Raw genomic sequence first — 18,179 nt, forward strand, 5'->3', positions numbered from 1 at the left:
ATTTACATAAAATTTATTTAGCTTTTTTTGCTTCATTAATCCATTTATTTAATTTATTCATATTATTTTTTACCCACATTTGAGCATGTCTTTTAATATCAGCCTCTTTATTTTGACCTTTTGACATAAGCATATTTTCTCCACTTACATCATTAACATTTAATTTAATAATATCAAGTAACTTTACAATATCTTTATAGTTTTTCACTAAAGAAGCATTTACTGCAAACTTTTGAGAGTTTACATTAAAGCCATAATCTGCACCATTTGAAAGTTTTGTTGATTTTGTTACAGGATGAGCAGAATGTGTTACTTGTAAAAATACAGTATCCTTTCCTGGAACTAATTTTCCACTAACCCAATATGGAGTCCATGTATAATACAAAATTGGTTTCCCACTTTTATATCTTGCAATTGTATCTGTAATAATAGCTGCATATTGACCTTGATTGTGTGTTATTGTATCTCTAAGTTTAAAAGCATCTAATTGATACTCAATTACTTTTTCACATCCCCAACCTGCATCACAACCTGCTAAATCAGCTTTTCCATCACCATTTGAATCAAATAATTTGGCTATTTTAGGATCTTTTAAATCATTTATATATTTGATATTATATTTTTCTGCCGTTTTTTTATCTACTAGATAACCTTGTGCACAGTTTTCTATATACGAACCTAAAACTGCTATTTTTTTACTTCCTCCAGCACCTTCAATTTTTGCATTATGAAGAGGAACCCAAGCCGATGCCATAATATAAGCATCTTTACTTTTTCCATTTTGTGCTATTGTTTGAAAAGCAACTTCATAACTAACATCATTTGTTACTTCAACATCATAACCCAATTTTTTAACTGCTTCCATAGCAACATACATCTGAAAGCCCTCTTCTGCAACATTTGTTTTTAGAAAAGTAACTTTTCCACCAAATAAATTAGATGCCAAAAATAGTGTAATTAGACTAACTAATATTTTATTCATATTTGTTTCTCCTTTTTTAGTAAATTATAAACAAACCCAACAGGTCCTTGTTCATACCATTTGTTTTTTATCTTTTTATTTTTTTTCCCCATCTCTTGGGTTATCCTATCTAGAATAACTGCTAAGATAACTATTCCAATTCCTCCAACAGCTGCAAGACCAATATCTAATCTTCCAATACCTCTTAAAACCATCTGACCTAATCCACCAACTGCAATCATTGATGCAATTACTACCATAGATAATGAAAGCATAAGTGTTTGATTTATTCCTGCCATTATAGTTGGCATAGCAACTGGCAATTGAACTTTAAAAAGCATTTGAGATGAACTTGCTCCAAATGATCTAGATGCCTCTATCAAATCAGCAGGTACTTGTCTAATCCCTAAATTTGTAAGTCTAATAAGTGGAGGTAAAGCAAAAATAATAGTAACTATTACTCCTGGAACATTTCCTATTCCAAATAACATTACAATAGGTATCAAATATACAAAAGCTGGTGTTGTTTGCATCCCATCTAAAATTGGTCTTAAAACTTTTTCTACTCTATCACTTTTTGCACTCCAAATTCCAAGTGGCAATCCAATTAAAACAGAAAATAATACTGATGTAATAACTAAAGATAAAGTTGTCATACTCTCATCCCAAGCACCAATTAATCCAATAAAAGTAAGAGAAAGAAACGTTCCAATTGCCATTTTCTTAGTTGATACTTGAAGTGCAAGCAAAACAAAAAATGCAATTACTATATAAGGAGAAAGGGAGAGTAAAAATGATTCAATAAACCTTAATATCATATCAACAGGAGCTTTTGCAGATAGAAAAAACTCCCTAAAATTTTCAACTGTCCAGTTTATACCATCGTTTACCCAAGTATCAAAAGGAATAATACTATGGTCAAAGGGATTAAATATATCAAAAGAAGAGTTATCTTCTACAGGTGGAATATCATTTGACCAATCTACACTTGATACTTTATCTTCTTGAGCTGTTGAGGCATTTCCCCATGGATCACTAGCCATTTATTGCTCCTTCATCGATTGTTTTTAACAGAGTTCTTTTAGAAATTGAGCCCTTATATTTTCCATTTTCAGCTGTAACTGCAATTGGAAATGATGATTCAGCTATTATATTTATAATATCACTTATGGAATCATCTTCATGGACAACTTCTTGTTTAAATAAAGAATCATCAAGATTTCCATCTATTTTTTTCTGTTCTTTCAAAGACTCAATACTCAATATTCCTAAGTATTTATTGTCTTTTGTAAGATAATATGCAAAATCTTCATCATAATCATTAATATATTTGATTGCGGAATTAATTCCAAAACCATCTTTTTTTATGATTGTTGGGTAGTGTTTTTTTGCTATATGAGAAGCTTTAAGTACAGAAGTTACATCAACTCCTTTAAAAAATGATTTCACATAATCATTTGCAGGATTATTAATAATTTCTTCTGGTGTTCCTATTTGTGAAATTTCACCATTTTGCATGATTGCAATTCTATCGCCGATTCTAATAGCCTCATCCAAGTCATGTGATATAAATACAATAGTTCTTTGATGTTCACTTTGTAAAGTCAAAAGTTCATCTTGCATTTCAGTTCTAATAAGTGGGTCAAGGGCAGAAAAAGCCTCATCCATCAACATAATATCTGGATCATTGGCTAAGGCTCTTGCTAATCCAACTCTTTGTTGCATACCTCCACTTAGTTCATCAGGATATGATAAAGTATGATGGGATAAACCAACTTGATCCAAGGCAGCTTGTGCTTTTTTGTACCTATCTTCTTTACTAATTCCACTTAACTCTAGCCCAAATGATGTATTATCAATAATGTTCATATGTGGCATTAGTGCAAAAGATTGAAATACCATTGATATTTTATTTCGTCTAATATCAATCAACTCTTTGTCATTTAGATTTGTTATATCAGTTTCATCAATGAATATTTGTCCAGAAGTTGGCTCTATAAGTCTATTAAGTATTCGTACAAGTGTAGATTTTCCAGAACCAGATAGTCCCATGATTACAAATATTTCACCTTCATTGATTTCAAAATTTGCATTTTGAACACCAATAGTCATATTTGTTTTTTCAAATATCTCTTCTTTTGAAAAACCATTTTTGAGCATCTCAAGGGCTTTTTTTGGTTTCTCTCCAAAAACCTTGTATATATTTTTTACCGTGAGTTTTTTCTTTTTTTCTAAACTAATAACTAACTCCTTTTATTAAGTTTATATTTGATGGATTTTCACCGCCAACCATACAAACTAACAAAAAGTAAGTTAAGGCAAAATTAGACAAGAGAGATATTATGCTATAAAATTATCTGCTAGATATTGTAGTATGGGAGACACAGCAAATTCTAAAATTTGTATAAATTTGATTATATCTTTGAAGTTTTTATCTAGTTTAAAGTCTTTTAAGAGTTATATTATTTAGTAAAATTATTAATTGTAGTTGTTGAATTTTTTTTATCTTGGGTTAAATTTTGTATTATTGGTTGCGGAAACAGGATTTGAACCTATGACCTTCGGGTTATGAGCCCGACGAGCTACCGTGCTGCTCTATTCCGCGATTTGTAAATATCATATAAAACAAGTAAATTAAAGTTAAAGTCCCAAGGGATATTTAAAGAAAATAAAAGCTTATAAATAATGAATTTATATAAAAAGTAGATGGTGCGGATGAAAGGACTTGAACCTTCACACCTTGCGGCACCAGATCCTAAGTCTGGCGTGTATACCAATTTCACCACATCCGCGCACAAAAGCGTCTTAATAAGACAAAAAAGTGGTACTCCCTATACGATTCGAACGTATGGCCTACGCCTTAGAAGGGCGTTGCTCTATCCAGCTGAGCTAAGGAAGCACTCAAAAATAAAAATGGGGTAAGTAATGGGGCTCGAACCCACGACCCTCGGAACCACAACCCGATGCTCTAACCAACTGAGCTATACCTACCATCTAAAAATGGTCGGGGCGAGAGGATTCGAACCTCCGGCCCCCTGGTCCCAAACCAGGTGCGCTAACCAGACTGCGCTACGCCCCGAAACATACTAATCTTTCGAAAAGTGGACGGAATTATATTAAGTTTTTTGATATTTGTCAAGAGTAAAATTGGAAAATATTAATAAATTTTCCAATTTTAGCTAAATTTTAGTTTTAAGTATTAAAACTGAATCAATCCATCTATTGGAGAACTAGCTGTTGCATAAGGTTTTTTAGGGATTCTTCCAGCTTTATATCCCATTCTTCCTGCAATAACTGCATACTTCATAGCCTCTGCCATTGCTATTGGATTATTTGCTCCTGCAATAGCTGTATTTGTCAATACTGCTTCAGCTCCAAGTTCCATAGCAATCGCTGCATCACTTGCACAACCAACGCCTGCATCAACGATTACAGGAACTTTTACTGCATCTTTTATAAAAGCTATGTTGTATCTGTTTTGAATCCCTAAACCACTTCCAATAGGAGCAGCAAGAGGCATAATTGCATCAGCTCCAGCTTCTTCTAATCTTTTTGCAATAATTGGGTCATCATTTGTATAAGCCATAATTGTAAAACCCTCTTTTTTCAAAATTTCACAAGCTTTAATTGTCTCTATAACATCTGGATATAGAGTTTTTTGAGCATCACCTATAACTTCAAGTTTAATCAAATCTATTCCAGTAGCTTCTCTCATAAGTCTAAAAGTTGTAATTGCCTCATCTGCTGTAAAACACCCTGCACTATTTGGTAGAAGTTTTACATTTGTATCTTTAAAATAATCTAATAAATTCTCTTCATTTGGATTTGTAATATTTACTCTTCTAATAGCCACAGTAATAAGTTCACTTCCACTTGCAAGTGTTGCATCTTTTGTAGTTTGAAAATCTTTATATTTGCCACTTCCTACTATTAATCTACTGTTAAATTCATAATTACCAATTTTTAAAATATCGTTCATTTCGTATTTTCTCCTATAAAATTTTTATATTCTTTACTAACATTTTCAATATCAATAGATATAATTTCGGGCAAATCATAGCTATGATTTTCTTTTATTTCCCTTTGGATTTTTTTAAAGTTTTTCTTTTTAGTTTTGATTGAAAGTAACTTTTCTTTATCTTCACACAGCTCATTATTCCATGTATATAAAGACTCAATATCACTTATTTGGATACATGCAGCAAGTTTTTTATTAAGTAAAGTTTTTGCAATATTTTTAGCCTCTTCCATATCCTTACATGTAGTTTGTACGATACAAAGTTTCATAATTTTGTTACCTCATCAATTATATCTTGGGGAGCTAATGAATAAGAATTTTTACTAAAGTTATTTGCAGCAAAACTATGGGCTAATGAAGCAGTTATAGTTGCATCAAGACAATTATAACCTTGCGCTAAAAGTGAAGCAATAAGTCCAGATAAAACATCCCCGCTTCCACCTTTACTTAAATTTGGGGTACCATGATTGTTTATATATCTTCTTTCAGCTTTTACAATAATTGTATTGGCACCTTTTAAAAGTAAAGTGACAGTTGGGTATTTACTTGTAAACATCTCTATATACTTAAATCTATCATTTTGTAAAGTATTTACGCTAATATCAGCGATATTGCAAAGTTTTAAAAGTGAACAAAACTCTTTAGGGTGAGGAGTCAATACCACTTCCTTATGCAAAGCTTCGAGTATTATCTCTTCATAAAACAAATCAGCATCTATCACTTTTGGGATATTAAGTGCTAAAATATTTCTAATCTCTTCATTTTCATAATTACCTAATCCCATTCCAATAGCAATCGCAGTACAATTATCAGGAATAAAATGACTTTGCATAATATGATATGGTAAATTTAATTCTTTATGACAAACAGCAGTTACTAATCCTGCTCCAAATTTAAAAGCAGCATCACAAGCTATTCTTCCTGCACCACATTTTTCTCCCATGATTACAGCAACATGGCCAAAAGTTCCTTTATGGGAAGTTTTATCTTTTCTATAGGGAAGTTTCATATCAGATTTTTCTAAAAGAAAGGTATTACTACTAAGTTCATAAATCTCTCTTTGAACCCCCAAATTAGTAACCACAATATCACCAACATAGTTTTTTACTATATCACTAAGTAAAGCTTTTTTATAAGCTCCCATTGTAATAGTTATGTCAGCTTTAAAGGCTATACTTTTTATCTGTCCTAAACTGTTTATTCCACTTGGAATATCACAAGCTATTTTATAAGCTTCCAAATAATTCATTTTTTTCAAAATTTCTATTGAAGTCTCATCTAAATCTTTATTTAATCCACTTCCAAACAAACAATCAACAACTACATCACAACTACATACAAAGTTTATCTCTTCTATTCCTAAAAGTTTTACTCTTTTTAATTGAAGTTCTGCCATTTGGGATTTTACTCCAAAAGGGATATAAAGCTTTATATCAAACTTTTTATATAAAAGTCGAGCCAATGCTATTCCATCTGCTCCATTATTGCCTACACCACAAACAATAAGTATCGTACTATTTTCTTCAAATTTTTCTTCACAAAACTGTGCCATGGAAGAAGCTGCATGTTCCATAAGGATATCTTCACTTAGTGCAAACTCTTCGTAACATCTTCTATCTAAAGTTCCAACTTCGTCAAATACTTTTTTCATGGCATACTCTTTATTTGTTTTTAAATTTCCATCCATCTTTTGATAAGATTTCTATTATTTTTTGTTTAACATCACCTTGTAATTCTATCCACTCTTCTTTGATAGCTCCACCACAGGCAAGCTTTTTCTTTAGAAGTTTTAAAACCTCTTTTTTTTCATCTTCAGTTACATAAAATCTACCCACTAAAGTAACTGGCTTACCTTTTCTTTTTTCATAGGTAAAAACCAATTGGTGTGAATTTTTTGGTTCTATTTTATTTGATGGTTTCTTTTTCTTATCTTCTTTTTTTGTATCAAAACTATCACCATCAAGTTTTGCACCCATTTCGAATATCATTTAAAATACCTTTACTCTTGTTTGAACATCAAGTTCATCTATAGATATAAAATCATTCACTTTATACTGTTCTACTGCTACTCTTCCTATCATAGCTGCATTGTCGCTACAATATTTAAGTTCACTTAAACTTAAAGCAGTACCATATTTTTCACAAAGCTTTTCAACTTCACCTCTTAAACAAACATTAGCACTAGCCCCTCCTACTATTGCAAAGTTTTTAGGGGCTTTTATCTTAAAAAGCTTTTTTAACTTTTGCATAATATGCTCAACTGCTGTTTTTTGAAAAGAGGCACAAATATCTGCTTTTATTTCATCACTTAAAGTTCCTTGTTTTTCTATCTCAACTCTAACTGCATTTTTTAGCCCTGAATACGAAAACTCTATTTTTGGACTTTGTCTAAGTGGTACTGGAAAATCAAACTTTTGATTATCTCCTTTAAAAGCTAACTCTTGAATAACGGGACCACCTGGATAACCAAGATTTAACATCTTAGCAACCTTATCAAAACTCTCACCAAAACTATCATCCATAGTACTTGCTAAGATTTTCATATCAGTTAAAGAGTTCACCTCTATAATTTGAGTATGCCCACCGGAAACAAGTAAAACCGTTAAAGGAAGGCTAGAATCTTTTTCAATAAACAGAGAATAAATATGACCTTTTAAATGATTTACAGCAATTAGGGGAATATCTAAAGATAAAGCTAAAGCCTTAGCCATAGTTACACCTTCCATAAGTGTAACTGAAAGTCCAGGAGCATTTGTAACTGCAACTGCTTTTAAACTAGAAAAATACTCTTTACACTCTTCAAGTATTTTAGGTAAGGCTTCCACATGTAATCTTGCAGCAAGTTCAGGTACAACTCCACCATAAACACTATGCTGTAGTTCTTGAGATATTTTTTTGTGATAAATAAGTCTATTCGTAGCTATTTCAGTAATAGCAATAGAGCTATCATCACAACTAGATTCTATACTTAAGATCAACGATTTTCCTTACACTCTTCTTCTCTTTTTATCCAATCCAAGGCACAATCAAGTTTCCCAAATCCAGAAGCTGCATTTATATGTCCTGCATTTTCCATGATTTTCATACCAATATTAAGTTTTGATTGAAGGTCTATTGCTTCTTCTATTTCCATGTATGGGTCATTTGTTGATGCAGCCATAATTATTTCCCGTGATTTTAAATCTTTTGCAATAGGATATGGGTAAAAACTTTTTGCTTCTTTTACGACTCTATTTCTACTTACAGGTGCCACTAACATCAGTTTATCAAGCTTAATATCAAGTTCATCGCAAGTATGAAACCAAAGTACATTTGCCAAAGAGTGACAAACTACAATTTCTGGTTTGAAGTGTTTTATCTCTTCTTTTAAAAATTCTTTCCACTCATTTAAATCTGGATTATCCCTATTTGGAAAAGCTGGAAAAGAGACAATATAATTCTCTTTTATCAAATCACTTGCTAATTGTGCTTGCCAATGGGGGAAATCACTTCCTCCTAAACCATGTAATATTAAAACTCTTTTATTCACTTTTATTTTCCTGTTCTTACACATCTAACTAATTTTTTCTTATGTCTGCTATCAAAATATGGTGTACCACTTACAAAGTGCATATAATCAGCATAAAACCAAAATGTTCTCCAGTGAGCAGTACTAGCCCAGTAACCTTCATTTAAACTATATTTAAAAGCTCTATCAATATTTTTTGGAAAGTTATTTTTATCTACTATTGTTTCTAACTCTTCAATCTCGGGCAAACGCCAATCACTATATGTCCCATGAAGTAAATCTTCACAATATTTTTCTGCTTCTTGATGGGTAAAATAAAGCGTAACATTTGCTTCACTATCCATCCAAACAAGAGGAGTATTTGTATCTGTTACGATATTTAGTTGACTATCTCTTTTAAAAGAGCCGGCATTTAAAATCGCAAAAAGCGATATAATTAATATAAAATATCTCATTCTCTTATCTTTGAGTTGAATTTTCCTTTTTGAATTCTGTCATTACTAAACTCATCAAAAAGTTCTATATCTATTTTACCATCTTTTTTAAACACAAGTCCAACTAACTCTTTTTTTGACTCTTTTTTCTCTTCAGGTTTAGCATGAACTTTCCAGTTTTCAAATTTCTCTTCATACTCTTTAATTGTCTGTTTTTCAAACATTGTTCTAGTATAAATTAAGTATATTACTAAAATAAGTAATATCCCAAATGGAATTAATAAATCAAGAGTCACAATAAGACCTAACTTCTTTATCCCAAGCAAAAATCTCTTCAAGGGAACTTGGATTTACGTTATGAAAATGATTTACTGCATCTAGGGTCATCTTTGAAATATCTAAAAATCCTATTTTTTCATTCAAAAACTTTGCAACTGCAACTTCATTGGCTGCATTTATAACAACACCTAAATTTGGATTTTTTAAAACTTCATCTTTTATACCCCAGATTGGATATCTTTGTTCTTCTATTTTTTTAAATTCTAAACTTCCAACTTCTACTAAATCTATATGTTTAAGTATATTTTCATCAACTCTACCTAAAACAGCATACGAAATAGGAAGTTGCATATTTGCATTTGCAATATGTGCAGTTGTACTTCCATCAGCAAAATTAATAAGTGCATGAATAAGTGATTTTGTCTCTATTATTGCATCTAGTTTTGTTGTATTAAATAACCATTTAGCCTCTAAAAGTTCAAAAAGCTTATTTGTCATGGTTGCACTATCTATTGTGATTTTATTTCCCATTGACCAATTTGGATGATTTAAAGCCTCTTTTATAGATACATTTTTTAACTTCTCCAAAGGATAGTCCCTAAATGAACCACCACTTGCAGTTACTGTCATAGAGTCTATTTTTTTATCTTGAAGTAAATACCAAAGTCCAAAGTGTTCACTATCTATTGGCATAAGATTTTTTTGATCAATAAAAGCACCAGCAACAACAAGGGATTCTTTATTGGCTAAGGCTACTTTTTTACCACACTCTATTGCCTTAAGAGTTGGTTTAAGTCCCAAAAAACCAACTAATGAGTTTACTACTGTTTGTGCTTCTGATTCTTCAATAGCTTTTAAAATTGCTTCTTCACCAAAAGAGACATTTTTATGATTTACTTTTGGAATATCATCCTTTGAAGCAATTACTACTTTTTTGGGATTGAACTCTTTAATTTGTTCATTTAACAAATCTATGCTTCGTCCTGCAACTAATACATCAATATTTAGATTAAATTTTCTGGCAATATTTAGAGTATTGACTCCAATAGAACCTGTACTTCCTAAGATTATCAAATTATTGCTCTTAATAAAACTAACATTACTATTGAAGCGAATAAGAATCCATCTGTTCTATCAAGTACTCCCCCATGACCAGGTAAGATATTTCCACTATCTTTTACGTCAGCTTCTCTTTTTAAGTAACTTTCAAACAAATCCCCAAAAATAGATGACACAGCAACAACTACAGAAATAACAAGTGTACCTAAATAAGTTATTCCATCAACTGCAAAGATTGGTCCTAAAAGTGCAGCCAAAACAATTCCTCCAGCAACACCTTCTAAAGTTTTATTTGGGCTAGTTACACAAAATTTAGTCTTACCAAATGCCCGCCCCACATAATAGGCTCCTACATCAGCCGATGCAACAACAAACAACATCCACCAAAGTACTTCGATTCCATACTCATTATATAAAGTTAAAAGAGCTAAAAAAGAAACTAATGGATATAAAAGTGGTAAAAATATTTTTTTGTCAATTTCTCTTTTATAAGCTAAATTAGAAGCAAAAATTACAAGAGCTACTAAAACTAATATTTCAGGATTTGGATAAAAATAAGCAACAATCCAAGTAATAGCCGCATATTGAAAAACACTTGCATCTTTTATTTTAAATAGATTCATAGCTTCATCTATACCAACAATCATAAATGCACCAAGAAAAAGCCAAGTTACAAACAGCGTATCTATATAACTTACTACAATAAACACTGCAAATAGAACAAGTGCTGTTTTTATTCTTGTTGAACTTGAGGAGATTAACTCATACATTGAAAGCCTTTGATTTTTTGTTATTTTATCTTAAGTTTTCTTTCTATTTTGTAAATGAAGCTTTAAGGGAATAAATTGACTAATTTTTCAACTATCTTATTTTCTAACATATTGATTATATTTTCAATAGACTCTTCATCAATTGTTCTTTCTGCAATAACTTGCGTTATATTTTCATTTATTATCATATTATTTTGATGTTCACTAATTGTTACGTCCAAAATTATTTGATAAGATTTTGTATCTAAGCTATCTCCTAAAATTGAGCCTATCTTTGAACCAATGGTACCACTAACCCCAACATTTCCAAAGACTTGACCTATTGTAATATTCAAATTTGTATTACTTAAAATTTCTTGTGCTGTACTTTTTTTCCCTATTTCATTGGCAAATATTGTACTTATATCTATTGTATATTTTCTATCATAATCATTTGGAACCACTTTATATCCATGGTCTGTTAATTCTTTTTTTAGTTTTTCATAAAGTTCGACTTTTTTATCTGTATTGTTACTATACATTATAGAAATAGTTTTATCACTACTTTTATTTATTTCTATTTGATTTGTTGTTTCTATTTTTAAAATATTTTTTGAACTACATGAAGAAAAAAAGATAATAATTAAAAACAGAAAGAATATTCTCATAATTAGCCCTTAAATGTGCACATCAATCGTATCATATGGATTGTATAAAACATTCGCACCATTTTGAACTTTTACATTTCTTCTTTGGGTAAAATCAACTAAATATTTTCCACCAAAATCCGTTGAAAATTTTACACATAGTTCAGCTGCTTTATATATCACATCAATAGGCAATGTCTTTTTAGTATTTTGTACAATCACATGGGCTGAGTTTGTACTTTGCATATGAAACCAAAAATCACTAGCTTTTGAATTTTGAAGAAGATAAATATTTGATCTTTCATCTGTTCCTAAAAGTATCCTATATCCTTCAAAGAAAAAACTCTCATAAGGCTCTTGTTTTTTTGTTTTTGTTTGATTTTTTTGTTTTTTGGGAAGTAAAAATTCAACTTCATCAATAGATTTACATAAATTTACATTTGTAATCATTCTATTTAAAAACTCGATTTTTTTCTCTAAATTCTCTTTTTCTATGGAAATATACAGACTTTTTTGTTTAAATTTTTTTGCTTTTTTAAAAAGTTCATTTGCAAAGGTTGAAGGATTACTACATTCACTCAAATCAATTTCTACAATATTTCCATTATAATCATCCAAATGAACAATCTTTTGATAAGGTTTTATCTTATGTAAGTTAGCTAATATCAAATTTGCTTTTTCGTAAAGAAGTAAAGATTCCTCTTCTAACTCTTCTTTTTTAGGTAAGCTTTTAAGTATTTTTGATAACTTATTACAATTTTTTTCAATCAAAGAAACTTTTTGTTTTTTTAAACTTACCAATAGACTTTGTTCTTTTTGCGAGTAATTATTATATAAAAACTCTTCAGTGTCTTCTATTTCTTCCATCTTTGGAATAAAAGTTTGCTTTGGAATCTCTTCTAATTTTTCACCAACTTTTACAACTCTTGAGGAACTAAACTCGTCGATATGCCGTAAAGCTTCTAAAATTATTTCATTTTCATCTAAAATAATAATATTTGTATGTTTCCCCGTAAATTCAAGCTGTAAAATTGTAGTTAATTCTTTGTATGATGATTTGGAATTAACATAAAATCTTATAATTTTATCATCATTGTGCATTGTAATATTTTTAATTTTTGAATTATTAAATCTTTTTTGTAATATAGTATCAAAGGGTGCTATAAAATCTTTTTTTGTAGAAGTTTTTTCATCTTTTTTGTAGATTAAACTATTGCTTTTTGACATATCAAAGTAGATAGTATTTCTATCGTTAAACTCCATAAAAATAGTATTATTCTCTACTCTTTTTACATTTCTTATTGTATTGCAATTTTCATTTAGATAGTTTATGATATTTTTCAAAGCGTAATACTTCATTTTCTTCCAATTATAAGTTTTTTTTATATCTATTTTTTAGATTTAGACTAATTTATTCACTCAATTTTAATAAACTTTTTAATATTGTAAGCTATAATTATAGCAAATCTAAGGAGACATATAATGAATAAATTACTAAAAATTGCTTTAGCTTCTGCTTTAGTGCTTGGAGTTGCTTCTACAAGCGTATCTGCAAACCCTGTAAAAGGGCAAAAACTTTTTATTAAAAAGTTAAAAAGTCCTTGTGGATTCAATGGTGCAAAATTTGCTGCAAAACATACTCAAGATGAGTGGTCAAAAATCAATGAAGCTGGAAAATTTAAAGAAGAGATTGGGAAAATTTGCCCAAATGCAAATCTTGATGATATAAAAGATTCATGGATTGAGCATCTTTATGATTTCTCTCATGAGTACGCAAGTGATTCAGGAAATGTTCCATCTTGTTAATTTTTAAGTAAAGAGAATAAATATTCTCTTTACTACTCCCATAAAATATTAGTTTAACTACTTTTACACATAAGAAAAAATAATATTATATTAAGTATCAATTAACCCTTATAAGAGTAAACTTAAAGTAATTGTAAAGACAATAATTATAAGGAGGAGTTAATGAAAAAGAGTAGTATAGCTTTATCTTTAGTTGCAGCTTTATGTACATCAAGTTTTGGTGCTAAACTAAATCATGATGACTTGCAAGCACAAATTGAAGCTTTAAAAGCACAAATTGCGTTACTAGAACAAAAAGTAAATCAAGCAAATGAAAAACCATCTGAACTAAAACTTTCAGAAGTAACAGAAAAACGAATTGAAAAAATCGAAAAGAAAGTTGCTACAAACTATAAAAAAATAAATGAAGTAAAAACCCATGATGCAAATGACAATATCAAATGGGATATTGATTTTAGAACACAAATGGATAATATAAGTTATAAATTATCAAATGGAACTAAAGCAAAAAATGATGCCCTAATGACAAATAGACTCTGGCTTGGTATGGGTTATTCACCAAATGATAATACCATATTCAAAGGTACTCTATCATATAACAAAGCTTATGGAGATTCTGCTAACCACTCACAAGCAAATACAAATCCAGGATATGCAAATTTTGATTGGGTTACAAATGAAAATGCAAATGACAATACTATAAAAGTAAAAGAAGCCTATTGGTTATATAAAAATGACTCTTTTATGGGAAATGAAAAACTTCCTTGGACAATATCAGTTGGTAGAAGACCATCAACTGATGGTTTAGGTATAAATGTTAGAGCAGACCAAGAAAGAAAATCTGCACTTTCTCATACTGTAAATGTAGAATTTGATGGGCTTTCAGCTAGATTTGATTTAGATAAAATCACTGGTGTTGAAGGTATGTGGTGGAAATTTTGTGCAGGAAGAGGTTTAACAAATGCAAAAGCAAGATTTAGTGCTGATGGACTTGATTATGCGAATGATGATACAAAAAATCCAAATATAGATATGGCAGGATTCATTTTTGTTCCATACGATAATGGACAATACTCTATCCACACAAACTATGCAAAAGCTTGGAATATGATTGGATTTACACAATCTGATTTATTTGATGGAAATAATTCAAATAATACATTTAAAGATTCTGGTGATTTAGAACTTGCAACAATTATGTTTAAAGTAGATGGTATAGGAAATGAAATCTCAGATTATCTTGATAATACAAACGCTTTTGTATCTTTTGCAATGTCTAAAACTCATCCAAACTCTTTAGGAATGTTAGGCTCTACTGAATCTAAAACTGGAAATTCTATTTGGTTAGGAATCAATGCTCCATGTCCTTTAGATAAAGAAGACTCAAGAATTGGAATTGAGTGGAACAAAGGTAGTAAATATTGGAGACCTATGACATATGGTGAAGATACTATGGTTGGTTCAAAAATAGCTGCAAGAGGTACTGCATGGGAAATTTATAGAAACTCTAAAATAAATAACGCCCTTAGCTGGTCATTAAGATATACAAAAATTGATTATGATTATGCTGGAAGCAACAGTTTCTTTGGATATGATGGAAACCCTGATTTAGGATTGGTAAGTCCATATGTAACTGAAGCTGAAAATATTACAGCAAATATAAGATATAGATTTTAAAATAAAAAGAGGGAAACCTCTTTTTATTTTAATAGATATTTATCATACTTTAAAATCACTCTTTCTGCTATTTCTATCATTTTTATATTCAATATTTTAAATTTTTCATCTTTTAAATTTAAAAGTAATTTATCATAAACATTTGAGTAAGGATAAATTAAAAAATATATATATTCTTTGGACTTGGACTCTTTTGAAAGTTCTTTAAACCAAGTTGCCAAAAGTGAAATATACAACATCGCTGGATTAAATTCTGCTCCATCGGTAAACTCTTTTGAAAGTTCAAAACTAATAAAATTATAAGCTTTTAAAATACCAGATATTCGGTAAGATGTAGTTCTATTTTTAAGATAAAAATCATTATCTTTAGTTACTTTATTTAACTCTTTTAATATATTTTTAGAAACATCATTGATATAATTTTTTATATCTTCATTAATAAAAAAATTTTCATTCTCACTATTTTCATATGATGTAATTATATCTCTACATAAAAGTAATAAGGCTTCAGTCTTTATTTTAGATAAGTTAATAATCATAACTAATTTTATCTAAACATTTCTAAATAAGTACAACTCTAAAGTTTTTTAAGTGTAATTAAGTTAAAATGTACAAATTTTTATAAAAAACTCAAGAAAAGGAAATTATTGGAACCAATTGGTGTATTAATGGATGGTCAGATTTATGACCTTCAAACTTCGGAAGCTTTAAATATTCAAGGAGAGGTGATAAAAGCCGATAACTCTAAGGAATCTTTAGAGATTTTAAGACACTCATGTGCGCATCTTATGGCACAAGCAATCAAAGAGTTATATCCAGATGCTAAATTTTTTGTAGGACCTGTTGTAAATGAAGGTTTTTATTATGATTTTAAAGTAGAATCAAAAATTTCAGATGAAGATTTACCTGCAATAGAAAAGAAAATGAAAGATTTAGCAAATGCTAAATTACCTATTGAAAGATATGAAGCTACAAGAGAAGAGATTTTAGAGAAGTTCAAAAGTGATGAACTTAAACAAGCTGTTCTGTCAAGAATTACTGATGACACATTAACAATGTACAAACAAGGTGATTTTGAAGATTTATGTAGAGGACCACATTTACCAAATACTAGAATGATAAGAAGTTTTAAACTAACACGTGTAGCAGGTGCTTATCTTGGTGGTGATGAAAAAAATGAGATGATTACTAGAATTTATGGTATTGCATTTTTTGATAAACAAGAATTAAATGATTATGTAAGAATGCTTGAAGAAGCTAAAAAAAGAGATCATAGAAAACTCGGGAACGAACTTGAACTATTTACATTTAGTGATGACGTTGGAGCAGGACTTCCAATGTGGCTACCAAATGGGGCAAGACTTAGATCAAAATTAGAACATATCTTATACAAAGCACATAGAGTAAGAGGTTATGAACCAGTTAGAGGACCTGAAATTTTAAAAGCTGAAATGTGGAAAATATCTGGTCACTATGCTAATTACAAAGAGAATATGTATTTTACTACAATTGATGAACAAGAGTATGGAATCAAACCAATGAACTGTGTTGGACATATTCAAATTTTTAAAAACAATTTAGTTTCATACAAAGACTTACCTAAAAAACTTTTTGAGTATGGTGTTGTACATAGACATGAAATGAGTGGTGCAATGCATGGATTATTTAGAGTAAGAGAGTTTACTCAAGATGATTCACATATATTTTGTACACAAGATCAAATAAAACAAGTAATCTTTGAAGTTTTAGAGTTCGTTGATGCTTTACTTAAATTATTTGACTTTAAATATGAAATTGAAGTTTCTACAAAACCAGAAAAAGCAATTGGTGATGATATATTTTGGGAAAAAACAACTAAAGGTATCATGGATGCACTTGATGAAAACAATATCTCTTATGGTATTGATGAAGGTGGAGGAGCATTTTATGGTCCAAAAATTGATATTAAAATCCTAGATGCTATTGGAAGAAAATGGCAATGTGGAACTGTTCAAGTAGATATGAATTTACCATCAAGATTTAATGCAGAGTTCATCAATGAAAAAGGTGAAAAAGAACAGCCAGTTATGATTCACAGAGCTATTTTAGGTTCTTTTGAACGATTTATTGGTATATTAACAGAACATTGTGGAGGAGAATTTCCATTTGCTATTGCTCCAACACAAGTTATTTTTGTACCAATTGCAGATACTCATAATGACTATGCAAAAGAGTTACAAAAAGAGCTTCTACAAAATAGTATGGATTCTAAAATTTTCAATATGAATGAAAGTTTAAATAAAAGAATTAGAATGGCAGAAAAACAAAGAGTTCCAATGATTGTAGTAATTGGAGATGAAGAAGTAGCAAATAAAACTGTGGCACTAAGAGATAGAAGAAAAAGAGAACAGTCGAATATGAGTAAAGATGAATTTATCAAAATGTTAAATGAAATTAATAAAGGAAGTGAAATTTGAGTCGTAACAACAAAAAAGACGATGTAATAATGAATGAAGACATCACAGCTAGAGAAGTTAGATGTATGGGTGATGATGGTACTAATTATGGTATCATCTCAACGGCAGATGCACTAAAAATGGCTGATGATGAAGGTCTTGATTTAGTTTTAATTGCACCAGATGGTAAACCACCAGTTGCAAAAATCATGGATTATAGTAAATTCAAATATCAACAAGAAAAAAAGAAAAAAGAAGCTAAAAAAAATCAAAAAGTGATTGTTTTAAAAGAAGTTAAATTTTCTGTTAAAATTGCTGAAAATGATATTAACTATAAAGTTAAACATGCCATTGAATTTCTAGAAAAAGGCTACCATGTAAAATGTAGAGTTTTCTTAAAAGGAAGAGAAATGGCTCATCCAGAAGCTGGAATCGAAGTTCTTGAAAAAGTATGGCCTATGCTAGAAGAGTATGGGGATAGAGATGCTGAACCAAAACTTGAAGGAAGATTCGTAAATATGATGGTTCTTCCTAAAAAAGACTAAATTTCACTTCAGTAGAAAGGGAAAACTCCTCTTTCTACTAAAAACTTCAAATTAACTTAAA

Annotated in this window: 20 protein-coding genes and 5 tRNA genes; 4 read left to right on the forward strand and 21 right to left on the reverse strand. The window is 30.0% G+C overall.

Translation table 11 applies throughout. The features are described 5' to 3' along the window. Positions 1-13: 13 nt before the first annotated feature. The 20 genes from proX to ACQY5W_RS08330 form a co-directional block, all read right to left on the reverse strand. Positions 14-982 (reverse strand): glycine betaine/L-proline ABC transporter substrate-binding protein ProX, encoded by a 969-nt coding sequence (proX, locus tag ACQY5W_RS08235; protein ID WP_428024483.1) that lies wholly within the window; start codon positions 980-982, stop codon positions 14-16. Beyond that, a complete protein-coding gene (gene proW / locus ACQY5W_RS08240) occupies positions 979-2,004 on the reverse strand; it encodes a glycine betaine/L-proline ABC transporter permease ProW (protein WP_428024484.1) in 1,026 nt (341 codons plus the stop codon). The genes proX and proW overlap by 4 nt, the downstream gene beginning before the upstream one ends. Further along, positions 1,997-3,121 carry a glycine betaine/L-proline ABC transporter ATP-binding protein ProV gene (gene proV, locus ACQY5W_RS08245; RefSeq protein ID WP_428024485.1) on the reverse strand — a complete coding sequence of 375 codons (1,125 nt, stop codon included), beginning with the start codon at positions 3,119-3,121 and terminating at the stop codon, positions 1,997-1,999. The genes proW and proV overlap by 8 nt, the downstream gene beginning before the upstream one ends. A gap of 368 nt (positions 3,122-3,489) precedes the next feature. Further along, positions 3,490-3,566: transfer RNA gene (locus ACQY5W_RS08250), tRNA-Met, on the reverse strand. A 102-nt stretch (positions 3,567-3,668) separates the two neighbouring features. Beyond that, positions 3,669-3,753: transfer RNA gene (locus ACQY5W_RS08255), tRNA-Leu, on the reverse strand. A 30-nt stretch (positions 3,754-3,783) separates the two neighbouring features. Continuing rightward, positions 3,784-3,860, reverse strand: a tRNA-Arg gene (locus ACQY5W_RS08260). A 15-nt stretch (positions 3,861-3,875) separates the two neighbouring features. Continuing rightward, positions 3,876-3,952: transfer RNA gene (locus ACQY5W_RS08265), tRNA-His, on the reverse strand. 10 nt (positions 3,953-3,962) lie between these two features. Beyond that, a tRNA-Pro gene (locus ACQY5W_RS08270) sits at positions 3,963-4,040 on the reverse strand. 120 nt (positions 4,041-4,160) lie between these two features. Next, positions 4,161-4,940, reverse strand: coding sequence for a thiazole synthase (locus ACQY5W_RS08275; protein ID WP_428024486.1), 780 nt, complete (start codon positions 4,938-4,940; stop codon positions 4,161-4,163). Further along, complete coding sequence (cutA, locus tag ACQY5W_RS08280) at positions 4,937-5,248, reverse strand: divalent-cation tolerance protein CutA (RefSeq protein WP_428024487.1); 312 nt, start codon at positions 5,246-5,248, stop codon at positions 4,937-4,939. Before cutA ends, ACQY5W_RS08275 begins: the two co-directional genes overlap by 4 nt. Continuing rightward, the gene (locus ACQY5W_RS08285; protein WP_428024488.1) at positions 5,245-6,630 is read right to left on the reverse strand and encodes an NAD(P)H-hydrate dehydratase; all 1,386 of its coding nucleotides are present in this window, start codon (positions 6,628-6,630) and stop codon (positions 5,245-5,247) included. The genes cutA and ACQY5W_RS08285 overlap by 4 nt, the downstream gene beginning before the upstream one ends. 10 nt (positions 6,631-6,640) lie before the next feature. Next, entirely contained in the window at positions 6,641-6,967 is a 327-nt protein-coding gene (locus ACQY5W_RS08290) for a translation initiation factor SUI1 (protein ID WP_428024489.1), read from the reverse strand. Beyond that, positions 6,968-7,957, reverse strand: a complete 990-nt coding sequence (gene tsaD / locus ACQY5W_RS08295) for a tRNA (adenosine(37)-N6)-threonylcarbamoyltransferase complex transferase subunit TsaD (RefSeq protein WP_428024490.1) — start codon at positions 7,955-7,957, stop codon at positions 6,968-6,970. Continuing rightward, on the reverse strand, positions 7,954-8,508 hold the full coding sequence (locus ACQY5W_RS08300; RefSeq protein WP_428024491.1) for an RBBP9/YdeN family alpha/beta hydrolase: 555 nt from the start codon (positions 8,506-8,508) through the stop codon (positions 7,954-7,956). Before ACQY5W_RS08300 ends, tsaD begins: the two co-directional genes overlap by 4 nt. A gap of 2 nt (positions 8,509-8,510) precedes the next feature. Then, complete coding sequence (locus ACQY5W_RS08305; RefSeq protein ID WP_428024492.1) at positions 8,511-8,942, reverse strand: DUF1566 domain-containing protein; 432 nt, start codon at positions 8,940-8,942, stop codon at positions 8,511-8,513. Beyond that, on the reverse strand, positions 8,939-9,217 hold the full coding sequence (locus tag ACQY5W_RS08310; protein ID WP_428024493.1) for a hypothetical protein: 279 nt from the start codon (positions 9,215-9,217) through the stop codon (positions 8,939-8,941). The genes ACQY5W_RS08305 and ACQY5W_RS08310 overlap by 4 nt, the downstream gene beginning before the upstream one ends. Continuing rightward, positions 9,207-10,274: a 1-deoxy-D-xylulose-5-phosphate reductoisomerase gene (gene dxr / locus ACQY5W_RS08315; protein WP_428024494.1), complete on the reverse strand. Its 1,068-nt coding sequence runs from the start codon at positions 10,272-10,274 to the stop codon at positions 9,207-9,209. Before dxr ends, ACQY5W_RS08310 begins: the two co-directional genes overlap by 11 nt. Then, positions 10,271-11,029 (reverse strand): phosphatidate cytidylyltransferase, encoded by a 759-nt coding sequence (locus tag ACQY5W_RS08320; protein WP_428024495.1) that lies wholly within the window; start codon positions 11,027-11,029, stop codon positions 10,271-10,273. The genes dxr and ACQY5W_RS08320 overlap by 4 nt, the downstream gene beginning before the upstream one ends. A 62-nt stretch (positions 11,030-11,091) precedes the next feature. Continuing rightward, complete coding sequence (gene traT / locus ACQY5W_RS08325) at positions 11,092-11,676, reverse strand: complement resistance protein TraT (RefSeq protein WP_428024496.1); 585 nt, start codon at positions 11,674-11,676, stop codon at positions 11,092-11,094. A gap of 9 nt (positions 11,677-11,685) precedes the next feature. Beyond that, the gene (locus ACQY5W_RS08330) at positions 11,686-13,014 is read right to left on the reverse strand and encodes an NFACT RNA binding domain-containing protein (protein WP_428024497.1); all 1,329 of its coding nucleotides are present in this window, start codon (positions 13,012-13,014) and stop codon (positions 11,686-11,688) included. 123 nt (positions 13,015-13,137) lie between these two features. Between ACQY5W_RS08330 and ACQY5W_RS08335 the strand changes: the two genes are divergently transcribed. Then, a complete protein-coding gene (locus ACQY5W_RS08335; protein ID WP_428024498.1) occupies positions 13,138-13,461 on the forward strand; it encodes a cytochrome C in 324 nt (107 codons plus the stop codon). 162 nt (positions 13,462-13,623) lie between these two features. Beyond that, positions 13,624-15,138: a DUF3373 family protein gene (locus ACQY5W_RS08340; protein ID WP_428024499.1), complete on the forward strand. Its 1,515-nt coding sequence runs from the start codon at positions 13,624-13,626 to the stop codon at positions 15,136-15,138. Positions 15,139-15,161: 23 nt separating this feature from the next. On the opposite strand, the gene ACQY5W_RS08345 is transcribed toward ACQY5W_RS08340, so the two are convergent. Next, a complete protein-coding gene (locus ACQY5W_RS08345; RefSeq protein WP_428024500.1) occupies positions 15,162-15,677 on the reverse strand; it encodes a hypothetical protein in 516 nt (171 codons plus the stop codon). Between the two features lie 129 nt (positions 15,678-15,806). Here ACQY5W_RS08345 and thrS point away from each other — a divergent pair, with 129 nt between their 5' ends. Further along, positions 15,807-17,594, forward strand: a complete 1,788-nt coding sequence (gene thrS / locus ACQY5W_RS08350; RefSeq protein ID WP_428024550.1) for a threonine--tRNA ligase — start codon at positions 15,807-15,809, stop codon at positions 17,592-17,594. A gap of 29 nt (positions 17,595-17,623) precedes the next feature. Next, on the forward strand, positions 17,624-18,118 hold the full coding sequence (gene infC / locus ACQY5W_RS08355; protein ID WP_428024551.1) for a translation initiation factor IF-3: 495 nt from the start codon (positions 17,624-17,626) through the stop codon (positions 18,116-18,118). The last annotated feature ends 61 nt before the right edge of the window (positions 18,119-18,179 follow it).

Source organism: Arcobacter sp., assembly GCF_050300555.1.
GTDB lineage: Bacteria > Campylobacterota > Campylobacteria > Campylobacterales > Arcobacteraceae > Arcobacter.